This is a genomic window from Mycobacterium vicinigordonae, assembly GCF_013466425.1.
In the GTDB taxonomy this organism is placed as follows: domain Bacteria; phylum Actinomycetota; class Actinomycetes; order Mycobacteriales; family Mycobacteriaceae; genus Mycobacterium; species Mycobacterium vicinigordonae.
The window spans coordinates 3,344,499-3,364,946 of sequence record NZ_CP059165.1 but is presented as its reverse complement, the minus strand read 5'-3'; the positions used below and the strand labels follow the sequence as shown (position 1 = coordinate 3,364,946).

Sequence of the window (20,448 nt, the reverse complement as noted above, 5' to 3'; positions counted from 1 at the left end):
TCGTTTCGCCAGAATCATTGACCGGCGCCGTGAAACCGTAACCAATCTTGCTGACCGCGAATGAATGCCGCGTCGACCACGCGTCCGTGTCCTGGAACGTAGATAGCCTCCGGTCCCCCGATCTTCAGAAGACGATCGAGCGTTTGCGGCCAGGCCGTCACGTCGGAATCGGCATCGATTTCGGGGTCGCCGGATTCCTCGACGAGGTCCCCGGTGAACACCACCGCCGGGTCGCTGCCGCGTGCGGGCACCAGTACGACCAGGTCCGAGGCCGTGTGGCCCGCGCCTAGGTAGCCGATGCTGACCGTGCGGTCACCGAGATCGACGACACCGTGGCGGATTCCCTGCCGCGGGAGGCGAAGCGCCTGGAGTGCGCGGTCAATCTGTATCGGGTCGGCACCATGAGTAAGGGCATCGGCCCTCAGCAGCGCAGCACCCGCCCGCATATAGTCAACAACTTCTGGCGCGCAGTGGATTTCAGCGTCGGCGAACACCGACGACCCAAGGACGTGATCGAAGTGCTGGTGGGTCAGCACAACGTCGGTCACCGGAGCGCCGCCGAGCTCATCGATGTCCGCGTTGAGGAACGTGGCCTCTTCCAGCGTGGTACCGGAGTCCACCAGCAAGCTGCCGTTGTGTCCCCGCACCAGCCCGACAGTGACATCGCAGAAGGGCAAGCGGCAACGATGCACCGTGGTGGTCAGCTGTTCCCAGTCGTAGTGCACGGTCGCTTGGACTCAGGTTGGGCGCAGTACAGTTGGGCCATACCTATGGCAGGTGAACAGCGCCAGCTCAACATCGAGCCGGTCATCGATCGGCCGACCGCGCCGTGCCACGGCCCGCTCTAGATGGCTCTTCAGGGCAGTGAACGTGACATTGAGTTCGCGGGCGGCGACCTCGTGTAGCGAGCCGCTCTGCAGGAATACCCGCAGGGCCTCCCGTAGCCGAGCGTCGTCGGCGGTATCCGAAGCCAAGGCGCCCAGCACGTCAGCCACCCAGCCGCGAATCTCGGCGGCACCCGTGCCCAGCAGGGCCGCGGCCACCATGTCTGGATCGGTGGCTGCGGCGATCGTCCGATCCGGAATGGGTTGCGCCGAGGGTTGTTCCCAACCGCGCGCCAACACCGCCGCCCGCACCCGCTGCGCCTGACGATGAGAGCGCCGAAATCCCGCGACCCCGGTCCCCACCGCACCCAGTGCCATGTGCGGCGAATCTGCCCGACCGCGCGCGAAGGCGCGAATATCGGCGACGACGCGACTCGGCGCCGACCGGAACGGCAGCCAAATCCAGGCGCTGGTGTGGTCGGCGACCGCAAAAAGGGGGTTGGAAGAGGTGTCCACGGTGCTGGCGAGGACTCGGATGAAGCGCTGGATCCGGGACAACGCGTCAGCAGGGGCCGCCCGTTCAGGATACCAACCGATGAGCGCCAGGTGCCGCTCGTGAAGCGGGTAATCGATTGTGGCAGACGCCTTCTCGCTGTCAACGTCAGCGCTGTCGATGAGCACGTCGCGTACTCGCATCGCGCGAATGCTGTCCTGATTCTCCAACCAGTGAGATCGTTCAGCTTCGTATTCGGCGACTACCAGCTGTGACACCCGGTCGACGTATTCCAACACTTTCGTGGTGATCGCCTCGATGACCGCGACCTTGGTGTTGGTTTGGATGTCGAGTGCCTGCAGTTCGGCGAACACCCGCTGGGTCATATTCCGCTGGCCGAGTCGATAGCCACGGATTAGAACAGTAACGGGCAGATCGTGCTGTGCGGCCCGCCGCGCGTAATCCAACGCTGCCGGCGGCGCGGACAATCCTGCGACTGGGATGTTGCGCAGCAGGGCGTCGAAGATCGTCTCGATGTTGGCCTGGATCCCCGCCGCCAGCATCTCGCTCATCCGCGCGTCTGCGCCCAGTTCGGGGATCTGCTCTTCGAGTGCTTTCCGCATCGTCGTGCTGATCTCTTCCGTCTGCTTCTGCAGCCGGGTCACAATCATGACGACGCAGCCTGGGGTGCCGATGTCGTAGGAGTCGTACACAGCAGTCACACCCGGAACGTTAGATGCCGGCAGCCGCCGATGGACACGGAACCAGGCAGGCTGTCGTCGTGCCGTGATGAGGACCGTGTATGACGAGATAAATACCAGGGAGGAACGCAATGCGCGCAGTGGTCATCACCAAACACGGCGACCCGTCGGTTCTGCAGGTGCAGCAACGTCCCGATCCGCCGCCGCCCGCTCCCGGCCAGCTGCGCATCGAGGTGAAGGCGTCCGGTGTCAACTTCGCCGACCACCTCGCCCGCGTCGGCCTGTATCCGGACGCGCCCAGGCTGCCCGCCGTGGTCGGCTATGAAGTCGCCGGCACGGTGGTGGACGTCGGCGCCGGCGTGGATTCCGGACACATCGGCGAAAGAGTCTTGGCCGGAACACGATTCGGTGGCTATGCCGAGATCGTCAACGTCGCCGAAGCGGACTCCGTGCGGCTGCCGGAGTCGGTCAGCTTTGAACAGGGTGCCGCTGTACCGGTCAACTATGCAACCGCCTGGGCAGGGCTACATGGCTACGGATCGCTTAGCACCGGCGAGCGGGTGCTGATTCACGCCGCGGGCGGCGGGGTGGGTATTGCGGCGATTCAGTTCGCCAAGGCCGCCGGGGCCGAGATTCACGGCACCGCCTCGCCCGGCAAGCACCAGACGCTGGCCGAGCTGGGGGTTGACCGCGCGATCGACTATCGACGTGACAACTGGTGGAAGGGTCTACCGCCTTACGATTTGGTCCTCGATGCGCTGGGCGGCACATCCCTGCGACGGTCCTACCGTATGCTGCGGCCCGGCGGTCGTGTTGTCGGTTACGGTATTTCGAACCTGCAGGAGGGCGAGACGCGGTCGCTTCGCCGAGTGGCGCCACAGGCGTTGGCGATGCTGCGCGGTTTTAACCTGATGGATCAACTGTCCGAATCCAAGACGGTGATCGGGCTGAACATGTTGAAGTTGTGGGACGACCGCGGCACCCTGGAACGCTGGATAACCCCGCTGCGAAAAGCGCTCGACGACGGCATCGTCGCGCCGATCGTGCACGCGGCGATTCCATTTTCGCAAGCACCCGAAGCGCATCGGATCCTTGCGGCGCGGGAGAACATCGGAAAGGTCGTGCTGGTGCCCTAAAATCAAGCCCAATTCATGGCAAGGTAGCGTGCATGGCTGTCACCGAGTCCAGAGAAGTGGTCATTGATGCGACGCCGGAAGAGATCTTGGGTGTCCTGTTCGACCTGGAGTCCCTGCCGGAGTGGTCGCCGGCGCATCGCAAGATCGAAATCCTCGAGCGAGACGAACAGGGACATCCGACAAAGTCCCGGCAGGTGGTCAAAGTCGTCGGCGTCACGGACGAGCAGGTGCTCCAGTACTCGATTCATGATGACGGCATCAGTTGGACGCTGGTCAGCGCCAAGCAGCAGCGCGGTCAGAACGCACGCTATACCTTGACACGGGAAGGTGATTCCACCCGCGTGCACTTCGAGCTCACCGTCGACCTCGGCGTGCCCGTCCCCGGTTTCCTGATCAAGAGGGGAGCCAAAGGTCTCATGGAGACCGCCACCGACGGCCTGCGCAAGCGGGTGCTGCAGACCAAAAGCGGCTAAGCCCGCGCGGCGATGTCGTCGAGTGCTTGATAGGCGGCGTTGTAGCCCGGCGTGAAGGTGATGCCCGGTCCGCCATGACATCCCGCACCGCCGAGGTAGAGGCCTTCGATGGGGATGGGAAAGTCGAGAAATCCCTTGGGCCCTGGGCGGTTGGGGCCCATCAGGTCCGGGTGTAGCAGACCGTGGCAGAAGTCGCCGGCCGGCGCCGCGAACATGGTATTCATGTGGTACGGGGCGAAAGTGATGTGACGCAGCACGATGTCCTTGAAGTTGGGTGCGTAGCTGCTGATCTTTTCGATAACACGCTGGGCCATCTCGTTTTTCAAGTGGCCGTGTCGGTCGCGGCTAGCTTCCACCGGGAAAGCGTATGCATAGGCGCTGGCGGCGTGCTTGCCTGGTGGCGCCAGGCCGGGGTCGTGCACCGAGGGGATCTGCATACCCATCGACGGGTTGTCGGGGACGATGCCACGGCGGCAGTTCTCCCATTGTCGTTGCTGCTCTTCGGGTGAACCGAAAATGCCGATCGACATCTGCATTCCCGGTTCGTTCAGCAGCTCGTAGGGCGGTGAAAACTCCGGTAGTCCGTCCAGCGCGAAGTGCATCTGCACGAACGAGGCTCGGTGATCGCGTCCGGAAAACCGTGAGATGAGTTCGGCGGGAACGTGTTCGGCGGCGATCAGCCCGGTCAGGGTGAGATCCGGCGACAGGTTGGACACCACGATCGGCGCGGTGAGGGTTGATCCGTCACGCAGTCGTACCCCAGTCACCGCATCATGCTCGACGAGGATCTGCTCGACCTTGGCGCGGAACCGCATCTCACCCCCGTGGGAGACGAAGAGTTCGCGCAGATGCTCGGTGAGGGCACCGATGCCGCCCTTGAGCTTGGTCATCATCGCGGTGCTGTTGTCGGGCACCGCCAGGGCGAAGGCCAGGCAAGTGGCGCTGCCTGGGGTGTAGGGTCCGCGGTAGGTGGAGTTGACCGCCAGAAACGCCAACATCCCGCGGATCACGGCGTGACGGTCGCGATCGGGTAGATAGCGGTCGATCACGTCCATCGCCGAACCGAACAGTATCTCGTGAATCGCACGGCGCTCGGCGTCGTTGGCCGCGCATGCGTACATCTCGTCGAAGGTCTTGGGTGGGGTGCGAACATCGAAGCGCCCCAATGCTTTTGCTGGCCCTAGGCTCCAGCCGATCAGTTCAGCCATGCCGGTTACGGCAGCAGAGCCGTGCTTGTCCCCCAGGTGCGTCATCAATTGCACGGGATCGCGGTAGAAGACCATGGCCTCTTCGCCGTTCTCGCCGATGTTGGTCGACATCACCTCAGGTTCGACCGTGGGCAGTGTGTCCAGGCCGAGGTCCTTGGTGATCTGGCTCGCGGTCGGGAACTGCACGGAACCCGCTATTTCGTAACGAAATCCGTCGATCAGCTCGACCGTGGCCGCCATGCCGCCGGCATAGGTGTTGGCCTCCAGGCACACCGTGCGCAGTCCGGCGCGCTGCAGAATGGTTGCCGCAGTCAGTCCGTTGTGTCCGGCCCCGACAACGATCACGTCGTAGTCAGTCATGGTGTTGGCCTCCTCCGGTGAGTCCGTGACAAGAATATGTCAGTACTGACATAATCAAAAGATGTCAGTACTGACTGATTCGACGAATGGTCACGAACTTCGTCGCCGATCGACCCACGAGGCACTGCGTCAGGCAGCGCTAAAATGCTTTGCCCACAAGGGATTCGGCAATGTGACCGTGACGGAATTGGCGCGTGAGGCGGGCGTCACCGAGCGGACCTTCTTCCGGCATTTCCCGACCAAGGAAGCCGTCCTGTTCCAGGACTACGAGACCCAGCTGGATTGGCTGGCCGACGCGCTCGCCCAGCGGCCGCCCGGCGAGTCACTGTTCGAGGCGGTGCTGGGCGCAGTCGCCACGTTCCCGCACGACCTCGAGGTGGTCCGGCAGGCTGCCACAGCTCGTGCTGAACTGATCAGTGCCGAGCGCGTCGCCGCACACCTGCGGGTGGTGCAGTCGTCGTTCGCCACGGTGCTCGGCGACTTCGTTCGCGACCGGCGCCCCGAGGCCGCCGGCCTGGCGGCAGACGTTGCGGGTTCGGTGATCGCCGCTGCCTTGGTTGTGGCAGTAGAGAATTGGGGACGAAACGGGTGCGCGGACGATCTGGGTGAACTCGTGGCCACCAGCCTGGAGCTGGTGCGTTCGGGACTGGCGCCACTGAGTTAACGCCGGCGCCGAGAGGGCTCAGCAGCGTTCGGCGATCAGTGCGGCAAGCAGGCTGCGGTTGATCTTGCCCGTAGCGCTGTAGGGGATGTTGTCGACGATTGCGAGCCGTTCGGGCAACTTGAAGTACGCGATCGCCTGCCGACAATGCGACCGCAGATCCTCCAGCGTCAACGGCGCCCGAGTCACCGCTGCCACTCCCACCCGCTGTCCCAGTTCCTCGTCAGGGACTCCAGCTACCGCGACGTCACGCACCGCCGGGTGGGACCGCAACGCCTCCTCCACCTCGATCGGGCCGAATTTCTCACCGCCGCGGTTGATCGTGTCGCGCAGCCTACCGCTCGGATAGAGGTAGCCGTCGGGGTCTTGTCGGCCCAGGTCGCCGGTGCGTAGCCATCCTCCGGCGGTGTTGAGCGGGCTGTTGACCCACAGTTCGCCGACCTCCCCCGCAACGACGTCTGCACCGGTATCAGGGTCGACCACCCGTACCTGAACGCCGGGCAGGGGCCGGCCCACCGAACCCGCGCGCGCCGGATCGTAGTGATCCTCGGGCAGCAATTGGGCATAGGTGCCCAAGGTTTCGGTCTGGCCGAAGACGTTGGTGAACCCTACGTGCGGCAACGCAGCGATTGCCTTGCGCATCAACGTGATTGGTGCGGCAGCCGCACCATAAGTGATGGCGGCCAGCGAGGACAGGTCAGTGTCGGCGAACTCGGGGTGTTCCAGAATCCGGTGCAGCATCGTCGGCACCAGGAACATGCCGGTCACCCGGTACTCAGCTACCAGCCGCAACCACTCGCCGGCGTCGAATCGCCGCTGCACCACCAAGGTGTTACCGGAGTACAGGCTGGCCAGCAGCCCGAGGGAACCGCCGACGTGAAAGTACGGGACGCACATCATCACCGCGACGGGCGGCCTGTCTGGAGAGAACGGTTGTGACGTTCTGTCCAGCCGCGCGGCGAGCTGGCGGCGACCGATCTCGACCGTCTTGGGCAGTCCCGTCGTGCCGCTGGTGAACAAGACCATCGCGGGAAGAGAGTCGGTGTGATCGGCGGGCACGGCGGATTCGTAACGCTGATTGCCGAGCAGCTGCGCGTCGGTCAACACCGTGGCTACCCTCGCCGCGCGGACCCGGTCCGCGTAGGCCTGCCCGGCCACCGCTGCGTCAACGCAACCCGCGTTGTCGAGCAACGCGCGTAGCTCGTGCGGGGTGAGGGCGGGATTCATCAGCGTGGCGGTTGCACCCAGACGCGCCGCACCCAGCAGCGATGCGATAGCCAGCGGGCTGGCGGTGTCGATGACGGCGACCCGGTCGCCGGACACCACGCCGTGCGCGGCCAAACCGGCGGCACACGTGCGGACAGCCCCGCCAAGTTCTCCGTAGCTGACGAAATGTCCGTCGATGATCAGGGCGGTGCGCTGCGGATCGTGCGTCGCGGCGGCGTCGATGATCGTGCCGAGGTTCATGATCTTCAGTAAAGCGGTGACCAGGTAGACGTTCGCAGCAGCCTGCTGATCCATTGATCGCGCAGGTCCAGTGCGTCGTGCAACCAGGTGCCGGGGGTGCGGTATTCGGCCGGGACATGGGTGCGCAACAAGTCGAGCAACGCCTCCGGCCGGCTGATTCGTTGCATCAGGATCACCTCGCGGCGCAGGTGACTACCCAGGGCGGGTTGGAACGATGCGTGCATGTTGAGCATGGACGACGGCTGCTCGAGACTGCGCGCGTATACCTCGCCGCACCGCACGATGTACTCGTCGAATTTGTCCTCGTAAGGCCACATGGTGTCTTCCATGTACAGGCTGACGTCGTGTTCACGTCCGTCGACGGGGACTTCGTCGAAAGACACCTCCTGCATGGGTGACCAGGTGAGCGGCACCATAAGCTTGGCGTCGACGCTGTGGCGAAGTTCGTCAGTGTGATGCATCCAGTCCCGCAGATCGCCTTGCTGCACGCGCTTGGTCAACCGCTCCCACGCTGCCCCGTCGCGCACTGCGGTCACGGTGATGACGGTGTACGCGGGTCCGCTGCCCTGCGCCTGGTTGGTGTACCACAGCAGCCGGGCTTCTTCGCCGGCGGCGAGCATAGGCATCCAGCCATCACGGAACGCAGCTTCGAATTCGTCCTCAGCGCGTCCCCGCACTGTGTGCACTTCGTGCATGAACAGCAATGGCACAACCTCCCGCGGCGCGGCCGCCCGAACGCCTTCGTTTCAGGTTTGCCTGGACGTTAACCGGACAGCCCGGTCCTCTCCAAACTGCGATCTACGCCTACGTCAATATACGGTTGGCTGAGCGCTCGGACAGCAGCAGCACCGCCGGGTGTTGTGGAGGCGGTCCTGCTGACGCGACAGCCGGCGCAGGCGCGTGAATCACGGGTGAATATGCAATTTCAAGATGCCGGTTTGTATAGGGGTGCATTCGCAATTCGATAAAGTGGCGGTCAGATTTGAAAAGCGATTCTAGAATCCCGTTTCCTCGATTGTTTGTTACTCCTTTGTTAGCTTATTCGCGGGATCGGGTGTCGTTGTCGACATCAAACGCGCAGTAGCACAGGAACGGCGAGGAGTTGTCATGGCGACGATGTCTTTGCGCTCTCGAACAGGCCGAAAAAAGCGCACAATAGACACGCCGCGAATCACCGGACACGAATTTTTCGAGTCCGACTCGCTGTCCGGGGCGCGGTTGTCCGAGATATTCGACGGCATCTACGACGTCTACCGCGCCACCATGTACGGTCACACCCGCGAACAATTCGAACACCATCTGTTGGGGAGCGGCAACCTGCATTTGGCGCTCTATTACGGAATCGCCGGCGAGATCGCGGGCTTTGCCTTCATCGGAATCCAGTGTGTCGAGCACCGGGGCACAACCTTCGCGGCGTTTTCCGGGGGCGGCTTCTTTCGCCCGGAGTATCGCGACTGTGGCGTTCCGGGCATGCGCTACGGTCTGCGCGAAGCGCTCCGATTCAAACTTCGTCACCCGGGTGTGGCATTGGGCTACCTGGCTCGCACGTCGTCGCCGGTTGCTTACCACCTATTCGCGCGTACCATGCCGCGCGTCTATCCAAGCCCAACCCGGTCAACCCCACCCGATGTCGAAGCGTTGGTGCGCAAGTTCAGCGCGGGTCGCGACTACATCCCGGTCAATGACGACCCCTGGATCGTGCGCTCGGACGCAGTTCCGCATGACGTCTCCCGGATGCGTCGGCTGGACGGCCATCCCAACGTGCAGTTCTACCGCGAGCGAAACCCCAATTACACCGACGGGGAGGCGCTGCTGGTGTGGATACCGCTCAACATGGCGACTATCGCGGGGGGCATCCATCGCCAGATTCGACTGCTTCTGCAGCGATGATCGCAGGTCGCGCGGCTCTCGGCGGGCGACCGCTGCTGCTCGCCGTGGGAATCGGGGCGTTGTACGGGAGTTGGGCAGCATTCGTCAATCACGGCGCCGGGACTACGGCAGCGCTGCGCGCGGCGGTAACGCAGATGTCGTCGAGCGTTATCGCTTCCCTATTACTGCAGCTACTGCTCATGCGTCTGTTTTACTGGGCGCGTACCCCAGCTCGGGGCTTCTGGTTGTCCTCGCTCGGTGCATCGTCGTTGGCCGCGGCGGTCCTGACGGCGGGGCACGTGGTAAACGGCACGCCGCACATCGCCCAGACGCTCGCACCGTCACTGATCATCGGGACGACGTTCTGCTTTGGCTACGCCCGTGCACTGCTGGTCCGCGAGCGGGCGAGCCAAGAGAACTGAACTCGTCCCCGTGACCAGTCACGCCGGAGATTCGGAACAAATTGCGCAGGGAGGTACTCTTTTTAGTTATGGGTTCTAAGGAAACAGCGCGTTGTGCTGTGCGCCTCGGCGTCGCGGTGCTGCTCACCGCCGGTTGGGCCGCCACCGCGGGTGTCGCCTCCGCCGACCCGGAGCCGTCGCCCTCCCCTGCACCGCCGGGACCTGCGCCAGCGGGAGCTCCGGCAGCGGCGGGAGCGCCGAAGACGACGATCGACCACGACGGGACGTATCTGGTCGGCAAAGACATTGTTCCCGGTGTCTACAGCTCGGCGGGGCCGGTCGGCAGCGGCACCTGTTACTGGAAGCGAACCGCCAACCCGGACGGCGCACTCATCGACAATGCCATGACCAAGAAGCCGCAGGTGGTGCAGATCGAGCCCACCGACAAGGCATTCAAGACCAATGGTTGCCAACCGTGGCAGCCGACAACCGATGCGCCGCCACCTGAAGCGCCTACCGCGCAGGTGCAGGGAACGCTCGGCATACTCAACGGGTTGCTGGCACCCAACGGTCCGCGTCCGCCCAACTGACCCGGGCAGCGTCAAGAAGCGCTCGCGTGCGCTAGGCCGGCGGGGCTAGCGCGGTCTCGACCGTGGTGTACATCGGCAGCAGGCGGCGAAGCCCACACGCAGCAATGGTGCGCGCCACGATTGGCTGACTGGTGACGAGCCGTAGGTTCACACCGCGCCGCCGGCAGCGCACCGCCTCCTGGGCCAGCACCGCGTAGGCGCACGAGCCGAGGAAGTCGAGTTCGCGAATGTCGATGACGAACGGTCCCGGGGCGATTGCGATGGCCGCACTCCTGTTCACCAGGCGCTGCCAGATCGTCTCGTTGCTGGCGTCGATATCGCCGCTGACATGAACGACAACGGCCGAACCAGTGCACTCGGTGACCGCCGTCAACGTGCCGTTCGGATCATTGATCTGCGAATTGAGCCGCGTGCCCGCCGGAGCAGGAGAAGATCCGATCGCGACAGTCTTCATCGTTCGCAATGTCCCGTCGTCTTGGTTAGGGCCGACCTCGGTCCGGAGGCAGCCAGGTCTCGTCCTGCCGAGAGACAGCGTAAGTGCCTGCCGGTTTCGGCGAGGGGTTTCGTGATTACGGGCTTAATCAGCATATGTCTAACAGGCGAGGCAGCCTAGGCGTAAGACCGAATTTCCGGGCCGGACTATCGAGTTGCGCGCCGCGTCAGCAGGGACAGAAACCAACTGACCACGGACAGCAGGATCGCCGCCCAGATGGCCGTCCACCAGAAGTGGTCGATCTGCAGCCCCCACGTCGTGTGCTCGGTGATCCGTGCCGTAATCCACAGCATGAAGGCGTTGATGACGATGTGGAACAGTCCCAGCGTCAGGATGTACATCGGGATGGACAAGATCTGCACGATCGGCTTGATGATCGCGTTGACCAAACCGAAAATCACTGCGACGAAGAAGATTATCCCGATCCGCTGCAAAGTCGAACCACCGCCGACGAAGTTGATCCCGCGAACGAAAAGAGTCACCACCCATAGCGCGACACCGGTCAGAGCCGCGCGCAGCAGAAAAGGCGCCATGCGCTGATAATGCCATTCTCAGCGGTCCGGCGCGGTTCAAGTCAGCGTGTAGAAGCGGAGCGCGTTGAGTCCGCCGATCTTTTCTCTAGACCGTTCGCTGATATCGGGCCGGGTGCGCAAATGCTTGGTGCTCTCCGGCCATTCCCCGTCCCAGTGCGGGTAGTCGCTGGCGAACATGATGAAGTCGTCGCCGAGCACGTCGATCACCCCAGGCAGGATCGGCTCTTCCGGTTCGCAGGTCACCCAGATGTTGCCAGCGCTCAGATACTCGTTCGGGTCGCGTCGCCAACCCCGCTCGATCCACCCACCACGCTTCTCGTAGTGCTCGTGCAACCGATCCATGAAGAACGGAACCCAGCCGACGCCCGCCTCCAGAAAAGCGACCCGCAACCCGGGATGGCGATCGAATACACCGCCGGACACTATCGCGGTCATCGCCGTCATCTGGTCGAACGGGAAGCTCACACAATGCACCTGGATGTAGTTGCTGAACCGGTCCACGCCGATCTTCGGCAGGTGCATCCCGGGGGCACCATGGATTCCCAGCGGCATATCCAGTTCGACCGCGGCGGCGTAGAACGGGTCGAGGTCGGGGTGGTCGAGATTGCGCGTCCGCAGCGCCGGGGGCAGGTGGGTGGCGACCAGCCCGAGGTCTTTGGCCTCGGCCATGACGTCGATGGCGACCTGCCCATGTTCGATCGGTGTCGCCGCCACACCCCACAGCCGGCCCTCCGTCGGTGCGCAGAAGTCCGCGATCCACTGGTTGTAGAGGCGCGCGAAGCCCGCCGCGAACTCTGGATCCTCGAGCGTGGGCACGCACAGGCCGAGGCTGGGATAGAGCACCATCGTGTCGAGGTAATCGCGGTCGGCGTCGTCGAGCATCCCGGCGGCGGTTGTGCAATGCAGGTCGGGGCGTCAGTGATGCCGTGCTCGACCGGGCAACCTGCGCCAGGACCTTGGTCTTCGGGATAGTTGCGGCCTTCGATCACCAGCCGTGGCCGCTCACCGGCGCTGACTTTCACATGATCAGGCCAGCGCCGCAGCGCTTCAGCCGCCAGGGTCGGGTTCTCGGCAACGTGTCCATCGGCGTCGACGATCCGCATATATCGGCAACATACTCGCGGTGCGTCGAATTCGCGGTAGTGCGGAGTGTCCGGCACGATTCACGTCGTGACACGACAGCGGCTGACCAGTGACCAACGAAACTCGTTCATCGCGGCGTTCCTGGGTTGGACGATGGACGCCTTCGACTACTTCATCGTCGTACTGGTCTATCAGGATATTGCCCAGACGTTTCATCGCAGCAAGACCGAGGTCGCATTCGTCACCACCGCCACGCTGGTAATGCGTCCGGTCGGGGCGCTGCTGTTCGGGTTGTGGGCAGACCGGGTGGGCCGGCGGCTTCCGTTGATGGTCGACGTGGCGTTCTACTCAATTGTCGGATTTCTGTGCGCGTTCGCTCCCAACTTCACGGTGCTGGTGATTCTGCGCCTGCTCTACGGCATCGGCATGGGTGGTGAGTGGGGTTTGGGCGCCGCGCTAGCCATGGAGAAGGTGCCGCCGCAGCGGCGGGGATTTTTCTCTGGGTTGCTGCAGGAGGGTTATTCGTTCGGTTACCTGCTGGCCACCCTTGCGTCTCTGGTGGTGATGGACCTCTTCGGATTGTCGTGGCGATGGCTGTTTGCGTTGAGCATCATCCCGGCGCTGGTCAGCCTTATCATCCGGTATCGCGTCGAGGAATCCGAGGTGTGGGAGGCCGCACAGGACCGGATGCGGCTCACCAAAACGCGGGTGCGCGATGTGTTGCGCGAGGCCAAGGTTATTCGGCGTTTCTTCTACCTGGTGCTGTTGATGACCGCGTTCAACTGGATGAGTCACGGCACCCAGGACGTCTACCCCACCTTCTTGAACGCGGCCACCGATGGCGGCGCCGGGCTGACCAGCACCACCGCACGCTGGATCGTGGTTGGCTACAACGTCGGCGCCATCATCGGCGGGCTGATCTTCGGCACCCTGTCGCAACGATTCGGGCGCCGCTACACCATTGTGTTCTGTGCGGTCTTAGCGCTGCCGATCGTACCGCTGTTCGCCTATTCACGAACTGCGGCGATGCTGTGCCTGGGTTCGTTTCTGATGCAGCTGTTCGTGCAGGGGGCGTGGGGTGTGATTCCAGCGCACCTCACGGAGATGTCGCCCGACGCGATCCGCGGTCTGTACCCGGGTGTGACGTATCAATTGGGAAACTTGTTGGCGGCGTTCAACTTACCGATTCAGGAACACCTGGCCGCGACCCACGGCTACCCGTTCGCACTGGCGGCGACCATCGTGCCGGTGTTGACGATGGTGGCGTTACTGACGTTCGTCGGCAAGGACGCCACCGGGATCAGGTTCGGCAGCGCCGAAAGTTCCTTCCTGCCAACTGAGTGACGCGACATGACGCCCGGCGTTTGGCTGGGCTATCCCGCCGCATCCCCACTTAGCGCACGCAGCAGCATGTGCATGGCGACGGTGGTGGAGCGTTCCCGTACGTCGGAACGGTTCCCGGGCAGCCTTATGGTCCGGGTGTCGGCGCGACCGTCAGCCAACATAACCGTGAAACAGACTGTGCCGACTGGCTTTTCGGGTGTCCCCCCGCCTGGCCCGGCGATCCCGGTGATGGCCACCGCGGTGTCGGCGCCGAAGCGCTTCAGGGCGCCGGCGGCCATCGCCCGTGCGACCGGTTCGGAGACGGCGCCCTGTTCTTCGATTAGCGCCGGGTCGACACCCAGTAGTTCGGCCTTGGCCTGATTGGAGTAGCTGACCACGCCGCCCATCACGTAGTCGGATGATCCGGGGCGGTCGGTGAGCCGTGCAGCCAGCAAGCCGGCCGTGCAGGACTCGGCCGTCGCGATGCGGCGCCCGTTCAACAGGTGAGCGACCAGATCGTCAATGCTGGAACCGTCTTCGGAGTAGAGCTGTTGCCCGTGCTTGTCCCGTAGCAGCTGGGTGAGCTGCGCGTATGCCTCGCCTGCGGCTGGCTCGTAACGGGTGACCATCTCGACCTCGCCCCGGCGCAGGCAGGTGGTGATCTCCAGCGATGCAAAGCCGGGCACGGCGGTCTCGGCCTCCCGCAGGGTCTCGGCTAATCCCGATTCAGGCAGTCCGAACATCCGCAGCATTTCCTGCCGATAGACGGTCCGGCCAGCGATCGCGTCCTGCGCCGCGGGAGCTTCGATGGCCGTGTGCCACATCGGCTGCAGCTCTCGCGGCGGGCCGGGCAGCACTATGACCGTCGGCTTGCCGGGCACCACCACGCCCGGTGCGGTACCTACTGGATCAAGCACCTGCGCCCCGGCGGGGACCATCGCCTGCTTGCGGTTGGCGGCCCGTACAGATTCGAAAGTGCCTGGGTCCAAGGCGGATTGAAACGCGGGATTGCGTGCCATCAGTTTTTTCAGGATATTGGCGATCTTCTCCTCGACCTCTTCGTCGAGCACCAGCTCGCGATCGCAGAATCGGGCCACCACCTCGACGGTCATGTCGTCGGCGGTCGGGCCCAGCCCGCCGCTGGTGACGATCAGGTCCACACCCTGGCCGGCCATGAAACGCAGCTGCGCCTCGATATCGGCGGGCCGGTCCCCGCAGATAGTGATGTGGGCCAGCTCGACGCCGAGCTCCAGGAGCCGATCGGCGATCCATGGGCCGTTTTGATCTTGGACACGTCCGGTGAGGACTTCGGTTCCGGTGACCACGATTCCTGCGCGTGCGCTCACCGTCGTGAGCCTACGCAGTGTCGCGAGTGAACCCGAAGCAGCGCCCTAGGTTCGGGCGGGTGCGAACGCCCGGGCTCAACGGGTGGCGCTGGGCTGACCTGGCTCTCCTGGTTGGCCGGGCTGCCCCGGTCGGCCTGGTTGGCCTGGCTCTCCCGGTTGCCCTGGCTGTCCCGGTTGGCCTGGTTCGCCGGGCTGGCCGGGCAATCCACCGGCACCGCCGGGACCGCCCCGGCCTGGCTGACCACCCTGACCGCCGTCCCCGCCGCGCCCACCGTCTCCGCCGCGGCCTCCACCGCCGCCGTCGCCGCCGCGTCCACCGTCTCCGCCGCGACCTCCACGGCCGCCGTCGCCGCCGCGGCCGCCGGCTCCACCCGCGCCGCCTCGTCCGCCGGCACCGCCTTGCCCGCCCGCGCCGCCTTGGCCGCCAGCGCCGCCGCCTTCGTAGTCGGTCATGACGCCGGAACGGATCGATGAGCGGTCATTGGACGGCCTCCTTGTGCCTGGTGGGAGTCAACTCGCACCACGCTACGCGCAGGCCCGAGTTCAATCGGCGCTAATCGTCGGCGAGATACCGCTCGACGGACTCGACCTTCCGTGTCATCGCGTCGTTGACCCCGGTTCGCCAGTCCGCCTTGATAACGGTGCTGACTCGCGGTGCCCGGGCGGCGACAGCCCCCACCGCACGCTGCACCACCGACATCACCTCGTCCCAGCTGTCGCCTTCGATCACGGTAAACATCGAGTCCGTCTTGTTGGGTAGCCCCGAAGCACGGACTACCCGAACCGCTTCGGCGACGATCTCGCCAACACCCTCCCCCACGCCCAGCGGAGTTACCGAAAAAGCGACCAAGACAGACATCTGGGGAGGGTACCCAGCATCGGTCTCAACGGTCCAGATGGCACCATCGGAGCCCATGCGGGTTCTGGTGCAGCGAGTCACATCGGCGTCGGTCTCGGTGGACGGCAAGGTCGTTGGTGCGATCCAACCCGGCCGGCAGGGCCTGCTGGCTCTGGTCGGTGTCACCCACAACGACGGACCCGACCAGGCGCGGCGGCTGGCCGAGAAGCTCTGGAACCTGCGCATCCTGTCCGACGAGAAATCCGCAGCCGACGTTGACGCACCTATTCTGGTGATCAGTCAATTCACTCTCTACGCCGACACTGCAAAGGGCCGGCGCCCGTCGTGGAACGCCGCGGCCCCCGGTACGGTTGCAGAGCCGTTGGTGGCGAGCTTCGCCGACGCTCTTGTGCAGCTGGGCGCAATTGTGGAAACCGGGGTGTTCGGGGCCCACATGCAGGTTGAGCTGGTTAATGACGGGCCGGTGACGGTATTGCTCGAGCTGTGAAAGTACCTTCGCCCCTATGACGTCACCCAAATTCGGCTCGCTACGTTCCGACGACGACCAGTGGGACATCGCCAGCGGTGTCGGCTACACCGCCCTGTTGGTGGCGGGCTGGCGTGCGCTGCACGCGCTAAGCGCGCAACCGCTGGTTGCCGACGACTTCGCCGCCCTGTTCATCGAGGCGTCCGCCGACCCCTATCTCACCGGTTTGTTGGCCAACCCGGGGACCTCGCACGACGAGACGACCTTTCCCCGGCTCTACGGCGTACAGACCCGATTCTTCGACGAGTTCTTCGCCGCCGCCGGCAACGCCGGAATCCGACAGGCGGTAATCGTCGCCGCAGGCCTGGACTCACGCGCATATCGGCTGCAATGGATCTCTGGCACAACAGTTTTCGAGGTCGACCTACCGAAAGTGCTGGAGTTCAAAACGCGGGTGCTTTCCGATCGGGGGGTGGTGCCGGCCGCCAGGCGAATCGAGGTGGCCGCCGATTTGCGCGCCGATTGGGCGGCCGCGTTGAGCGCGGCCGGCTTCGATCCGCGGCAGCCCAGCGCCTGGTCGGTGGAGGGTCTGCTGCCCTATCTCAACGGTGGTGCCCAACAGGCGCTGTTCACGCGAATCGACGAATTGTGCGCAGCGGGCAGCCGGATTTCAACTGGCGCGCTAGGGTCTTGCCTGGACCGGGATCGGCTGGCGGAATTGGAAAAGACCCACCCGGGTGTCACCATGTCCGGTGAGGTCGACTTCTCCGCTCTCACCTATGCCGACCCCGTCGACCCCGCCGCATGGCTGAGCCGGCACGGCTGGGCCGTCGAACCGACGCGCACCAACCCGGAGCTACAGCAGCGCTACGGGCTGACCCCGTCGCAAACCGATGTCCAGCTCGACGCTTTCATGCACTCGCAATACGTCACCGCGACGAAAAGTTAAGGCCGCAAGAGGATCTTGACGTCTTCGCCAGAACGTGACGCGGCCGTCGCATAGGCTGCCGCCGCATCGGCTAGCGGCAGTGTGCGGGTGAAGATGCCGTCGACGTCCAACCGGCCCGACTGCAGCAGCGGGATGAGTTCGGGCCAGGTGCGCTGCACCGGCGCGGTGGTCCAGCGCACCGTGATGCTGCGGATCAGGCAGCCAAGTGCCGGGAACGGAAACGGTTGCAGGTCATGCACACCGACTACGGAGACGGTACCGCCCGGCCGCACCGCGAACAGCGCGTCGGTCAGCGAGGCATCGGTGGCGACGGCGTCGATGACCGCGTCGGCGCCGCGGCCGCCGGTGGCGGACAAGATTGCCTCGACGGCTGGCGGCTCGATCGGGGTGGCGCCCCAGTCGGCGGCCCGCTGCAGTCGGCCCGGTACCCGGTCCACTGCGAAAACCGTTGCCGCACCGTGTGCGAACGCGCTGCGTAACGCACAGAGGCCGACCGCGCCCAAGCCGATCACTGCGACGGTGCCACCGTAGGGGATGTGGGCGCGTTGTGCGGCGGCCCAGCCGGTGGCCAGGTTGTCGGTGAGCAACAGCGCTTGTTCGGTGGTGATGCCCTCGGGAATCTTGCGGGCCTGGAAATCGGCTGCGTGCACGGCGAGCAGGTCGGTCTGAGCGCCGGGCAGTACCCCGCCGCCGAAGATGTTCAAGCCCGAGTGGCACATCACCGGGTCGTTGGTGGCGCACCCCGGGCATGATCCGCAACCGGCAACTGACGACACCATCACCTCGTCACCGACCTTGACGGTGCGGACATCGGGACCGGCTTCAACCACCGTGCCGACGGCTTCGTGGCCCAAGGCGATCGGCTCGGCCATCGGATAGTCGCCCTCGTAGAAGTGCAGGTCGGAGCCGCAGATGCCGGCGGCGCTCACTGCGATGATCACCCCGTCCGGGCCGGTCAGCACGGGATCTGGCCGGGTGTCCACCCGGATGTTGGCCGGGCCTTCCACGACTACCGTACGCATTGCGCTCACTTTCCTTTTGTCACAACGAAATTGGACCAATCTGGTTCGCGTACCGCGGCCCAGTACTGGTTGAGGCGCCACGGGCTGACGGTGTGGATCTCGCCGTCGGCGTTCTTGAAGTAGGAGTGCTCGACCGCGGGGTGCGACCACACCATCTTCTTGATCTCGGTCTGGGTGCGCCGATGCCAATCGGTGGCGGCCTCAGCGGTGGGCTCTACGGCGGCGATGTTTCGTTCGGCCATGTGCTGCAGGCACAGGTTGACGTAGCGCATCTGAAGTTCGGATTGAAAGATCAGGCTGCCGCCGTGGGCCAGGTGGGTGCCTGGCCCGTAGAGCAGGAACAGGTTCGGAAAGCCCGGGACGGTGATGCCCAGGTAAGCGTATGGCCGGCTACCCCACAGTTTGCGCAGGTCGATTCCGTTGCGGCCCTTTATCTTCAGCGGCCACAGTACATCGGTGTGGCGGAATCCGGTGGCGTAGACGATGATGTCCACCTCGTGTGTAACGCCGTCCTCGGTGACGATGCCGCGCGGAGTCATCCGCTGGATCGGTGTGCGCACCAGTTCGACGTCGTCCCGTTGCAACGTCTTCAGCCAGCTGCCGTTGTCCTGCAGAGTGCGCTTACCGGTAGCCGGATAGTTGGGCAGCACCTTGGCCAGCAGCTCATCGGAGTTCGGGCCTTCCGGTACCTGACTAGTGATCCACTGGCTGAACATCATCCGGGCGGCGGCATTGATGTCGCTGACCGCATAGTCCTGCCGGCCATCGGGATCTATATAGTGCGGGTCGCCTTGGGCGGCGTCCAGACCTTTGTCGGCGCCCGGCCATAGCAGCAGGAACCGGTACCACCTTCCGTAGCAAGGTAGGTGGTCCATCGCCCAGCGCACGCCGGCGGGAACCTCGTCGTGGTACATCGTGTTGGGGAACATCCACTGTGCGGTGCGCTGGAACACCGTCAGATGCTCGACCTGGTTGGCGATCGCCGGTGCGATTTGGAACCCGCTGGCGCCGGCGCCAACAAGCGCGACGCGCTTGCCGGCCAAGTCGACGGAATGGTCCCAGGCCGCTGAGTGGAACGACGGCCCCTCGAAGGTATCGGCGCCCTCGATGTCGGGAAGCAGCGGCCGGTTCAACTGGCCTACCGCGGTGATCACCGCGCGTGCCCGTAACGTGTCGTCCGCGCCGTCGGCCGTGCGCAATCGAACTGTCCAGCTGTCGGATTCGTCGTCCCACTCGGCCCCGAGGACCTCGGTCTTCCACCTTGTGTGCGGCGCCAGGTCGTGCTTCTGCATCACCTTGGTGAAGTAGTCCCGAAGCTCAGGCTGTTCGGCGAAGTAGTGCGTCCAGTCGTTGTTGGGTTCGAAGCTGTAGCAGTAGAAGTGATTTGCCACGTCGACCCGGGCGCCAGGATAGCTGTTTTCCCACCAGGTTCCGCCGGGTCCGGCGTTCTTCTCGACAATTGTGAATGGAATGTTGGCTTGTCTCAACCGGATTCCGGCCAAAATGCCCGATTCGCCGCACCCGATCACGACGACCGGGAATTCGGCCATGCTATCCGGCGGCAGGGCGACAGGGTGGCGCGGGTCAACGCCCTCGAGGTCCATCTCTTCGCGGGCCAGCAGCAGATAGTCGTCGGGAACGTGCTCGCACGCCGTCCAGTCCATCATTTCCCGGATCAGGTCATCGCTCAGCGGCTCGGGCTCTGGGCAACCGCGATCGCGGTAGTCGACAATCACCGGCAGCGCCTCGGCGCGGGCACGGGCCTTGTCCTCCTCGGACATGAATCCCTGGACCTCGTTTAGAAACACGCCGAGCTGCTTGAAGTCGCGAATGAAGCGCGGATCTCCGGTGATGTGTACTAGCGACAGCAGTAGCGTCGGGATGCTGACGTCTTCGAGTGCGGCGGCGATCTCCGTGGTGGAGGTGGTGAAGGGCTTCCCGGCGTAGCGGCTGCGCATCGAGGCGGGTCCTTTCCGTGGATTCAAATTACGCTACTCTACGTTTCGTAATTGCGGGATTACGCTACCTCGCGGCCCTGTAACGGATCAAGAGCAGCATGGCGGTGGCCGCAGGGTCATCTGGTGAAGGGCGTTAGTTGGCAGGCGCGAGACCTGGCTGGCCTCGCCGCATCCAGCCGTATTAAACTAGAACACGTTCCAATTCCTCAGCTTCGGTCAAGCTTTCTAGGAGC

At 64.4% G+C, this 20,448-nt stretch carries 19 protein-coding genes and 3 pseudogenes; 10 read left to right on the top strand and 12 right to left on the bottom strand.

Translation table 11 applies throughout. The features are described from left to right. Positions 1-14: 14 nt before the first annotated feature. Together H0P51_RS15210 and H0P51_RS15205 are read right to left on the bottom strand one after the other, a co-directional pair. The gene (locus tag H0P51_RS15210; RefSeq protein ID WP_180913648.1) at positions 15-725 is read right to left on the bottom strand and encodes an MBL fold metallo-hydrolase; all 711 of its coding nucleotides are present in this window, start codon (positions 723-725) and stop codon (positions 15-17) included. A 12-nt stretch (positions 726-737) separates the two neighbouring features. Further along, positions 738-2,039 (bottom strand): RsbRD N-terminal domain-containing protein, encoded by a 1,302-nt coding sequence (locus tag H0P51_RS15205; protein ID WP_180913647.1) that lies wholly within the window; start codon positions 2,037-2,039, stop codon positions 738-740. A 110-nt stretch (positions 2,040-2,149) separates the two neighbouring features. On the opposite strand from H0P51_RS15205, the gene H0P51_RS15200 reads away from it, so the two are divergent. Next, the gene (locus tag H0P51_RS15200) at positions 2,150-3,154 is read left to right on the top strand and encodes a zinc-binding dehydrogenase (protein WP_180913646.1); all 1,005 of its coding nucleotides are present in this window, start codon (positions 2,150-2,152) and stop codon (positions 3,152-3,154) included. Positions 3,155-3,186: 32 nt separating this feature from the next. Beyond that, on the top strand, positions 3,187-3,627 hold the full coding sequence (locus tag H0P51_RS15195) for an SRPBCC family protein (RefSeq protein WP_180913645.1): 441 nt from the start codon (positions 3,187-3,189) through the stop codon (positions 3,625-3,627). Here the strand turns inward: H0P51_RS15195 and H0P51_RS15190 are convergent. Continuing rightward, on the bottom strand, positions 3,624-5,195 hold the full coding sequence (locus tag H0P51_RS15190) for a phytoene desaturase family protein (protein WP_180913644.1): 1,572 nt from the start codon (positions 5,193-5,195) through the stop codon (positions 3,624-3,626). The genes H0P51_RS15195 and H0P51_RS15190 overlap by 4 nt on opposite strands. A gap of 61 nt (positions 5,196-5,256) precedes the next feature. On the opposite strand from H0P51_RS15190, the gene H0P51_RS15185 reads away from it, so the two are divergent. Beyond that, the gene (locus H0P51_RS15185) at positions 5,257-5,859 is read left to right on the top strand and encodes a TetR/AcrR family transcriptional regulator (RefSeq protein WP_180913643.1); all 603 of its coding nucleotides are present in this window, start codon (positions 5,257-5,259) and stop codon (positions 5,857-5,859) included. An 18-nt stretch (positions 5,860-5,877) separates the two neighbouring features. On the opposite strand, the gene H0P51_RS15180 is transcribed toward H0P51_RS15185, so the two are convergent. Both H0P51_RS15180 and H0P51_RS15175 read right to left on the bottom strand, forming a co-directional pair. Further along, positions 5,878-7,323 (bottom strand): class I adenylate-forming enzyme family protein, encoded by a 1,446-nt coding sequence (locus tag H0P51_RS15180; RefSeq protein WP_180913642.1) that lies wholly within the window; start codon positions 7,321-7,323, stop codon positions 5,878-5,880. A 5-nt stretch (positions 7,324-7,328) separates the two neighbouring features. After that, positions 7,329-8,000: a hypothetical protein gene (locus H0P51_RS15175; protein WP_246397978.1), complete on the bottom strand. Its 672-nt coding sequence runs from the start codon at positions 7,998-8,000 to the stop codon at positions 7,329-7,331. Between the two features lie 430 nt (positions 8,001-8,430). Here H0P51_RS15175 and H0P51_RS15170 point away from each other — a divergent pair, with 430 nt between their 5' ends. The 3 genes from H0P51_RS15170 (at position 8,431) to H0P51_RS15160 (ending at position 10,183) form a co-directional block, all read left to right on the top strand. Further along, positions 8,431-9,213 (top strand): hypothetical protein, encoded by a 783-nt coding sequence (locus H0P51_RS15170; protein WP_246397976.1) that lies wholly within the window; start codon positions 8,431-8,433, stop codon positions 9,211-9,213. Further along, complete coding sequence (locus H0P51_RS15165) at positions 9,210-9,614, top strand: hypothetical protein (RefSeq protein WP_180913640.1); 405 nt, start codon at positions 9,210-9,212, stop codon at positions 9,612-9,614. The genes H0P51_RS15170 and H0P51_RS15165 overlap by 4 nt, the downstream gene beginning before the upstream one ends. A 68-nt stretch (positions 9,615-9,682) precedes the next feature. Next, entirely contained in the window at positions 9,683-10,183 is a 501-nt protein-coding gene (locus H0P51_RS15160; protein ID WP_180913639.1) for an Rv1352/Rv1906c domain-containing protein, read from the top strand. Positions 10,184-10,214: 31 nt separating this feature from the next. Here H0P51_RS15160 and H0P51_RS15155 read toward each other — a convergent pair whose 3' ends face one another. The 3 genes and pseudogenes from H0P51_RS15155 to H0P51_RS15145 all read right to left on the bottom strand — a co-directional run bounded on the left by H0P51_RS15155 (position 10,215) and on the right by H0P51_RS15145 (position 12,312). Further along, on the bottom strand, positions 10,215-10,637 hold the full coding sequence (locus H0P51_RS15155; RefSeq protein ID WP_180913638.1) for an anti-sigma factor antagonist: 423 nt from the start codon (positions 10,635-10,637) through the stop codon (positions 10,215-10,217). A gap of 185 nt (positions 10,638-10,822) precedes the next feature. After that, the gene (locus tag H0P51_RS15150; RefSeq protein ID WP_180913637.1) at positions 10,823-11,209 is read right to left on the bottom strand and encodes a phage holin family protein; all 387 of its coding nucleotides are present in this window, start codon (positions 11,207-11,209) and stop codon (positions 10,823-10,825) included. A 36-nt stretch (positions 11,210-11,245) separates the two neighbouring features. Beyond that, positions 11,246-12,312 (bottom strand): annotated as a pseudogene (locus H0P51_RS15145) (amidohydrolase family protein). Between the two features lie 67 nt (positions 12,313-12,379). Here H0P51_RS15145 and H0P51_RS15140 point away from each other — a divergent pair. Continuing rightward, a complete protein-coding gene (locus H0P51_RS15140; RefSeq protein WP_180913636.1) occupies positions 12,380-13,636 on the top strand; it encodes an MFS transporter in 1,257 nt (418 codons plus the stop codon). A 29-nt stretch (positions 13,637-13,665) separates the two neighbouring features. Here H0P51_RS15140 and H0P51_RS15135 read toward each other — a convergent pair whose 3' ends face one another. After that, on the bottom strand, positions 13,666-14,961 hold the full coding sequence (locus H0P51_RS15135) for a competence/damage-inducible protein A (RefSeq protein ID WP_180913635.1): 1,296 nt from the start codon (positions 14,959-14,961) through the stop codon (positions 13,666-13,668). 111 nt (positions 14,962-15,072) lie between these two features. Between H0P51_RS15135 and H0P51_RS15130 the strand changes: the two genes are divergently transcribed. Further along, a complete protein-coding gene (locus H0P51_RS15130; protein ID WP_180913634.1) occupies positions 15,073-15,435 on the top strand; it encodes a hypothetical protein in 363 nt (120 codons plus the stop codon). A gap of 79 nt (positions 15,436-15,514) precedes the next feature. Here the strand turns inward: H0P51_RS15130 and H0P51_RS15125 are convergent, their stop codons facing one another. Continuing rightward, positions 15,515-15,820 carry an MTH1187 family thiamine-binding protein gene (locus H0P51_RS15125; RefSeq protein WP_180913633.1) on the bottom strand — a complete coding sequence of 102 codons (306 nt, stop codon included), beginning with the start codon at positions 15,818-15,820 and terminating at the stop codon, positions 15,515-15,517. A gap of 55 nt (positions 15,821-15,875) precedes the next feature. On the opposite strand from H0P51_RS15125, the gene dtd reads away from it, so the two are divergent. Both dtd and H0P51_RS15115 read left to right on the top strand, forming a co-directional pair. Further along, positions 15,876-16,307, top strand: a complete 432-nt coding sequence (dtd, locus tag H0P51_RS15120; protein ID WP_180913632.1) for a D-aminoacyl-tRNA deacylase — start codon at positions 15,876-15,878, stop codon at positions 16,305-16,307. 16 nt (positions 16,308-16,323) lie between these two features. Further along, positions 16,324-17,229, top strand: a pseudogene (locus H0P51_RS15115) (SAM-dependent methyltransferase); the annotation flags it as partial. Here H0P51_RS15115 and H0P51_RS15110 read toward each other — a convergent pair. Then, positions 17,143-18,257 (bottom strand): annotated as a pseudogene (locus H0P51_RS15110) (alcohol dehydrogenase catalytic domain-containing protein). The pseudogenes H0P51_RS15115 and H0P51_RS15110 sit on opposite strands and share 87 nt — an antisense overlap. Before the next feature lie 5 nt (positions 18,258-18,262). Further along, positions 18,263-20,215 (bottom strand): flavin-containing monooxygenase, encoded by a 1,953-nt coding sequence (locus H0P51_RS15105; protein ID WP_180913629.1) that lies wholly within the window; start codon positions 20,213-20,215, stop codon positions 18,263-18,265. Between the last annotated feature and the right edge of the window lie 233 nt (positions 20,216-20,448).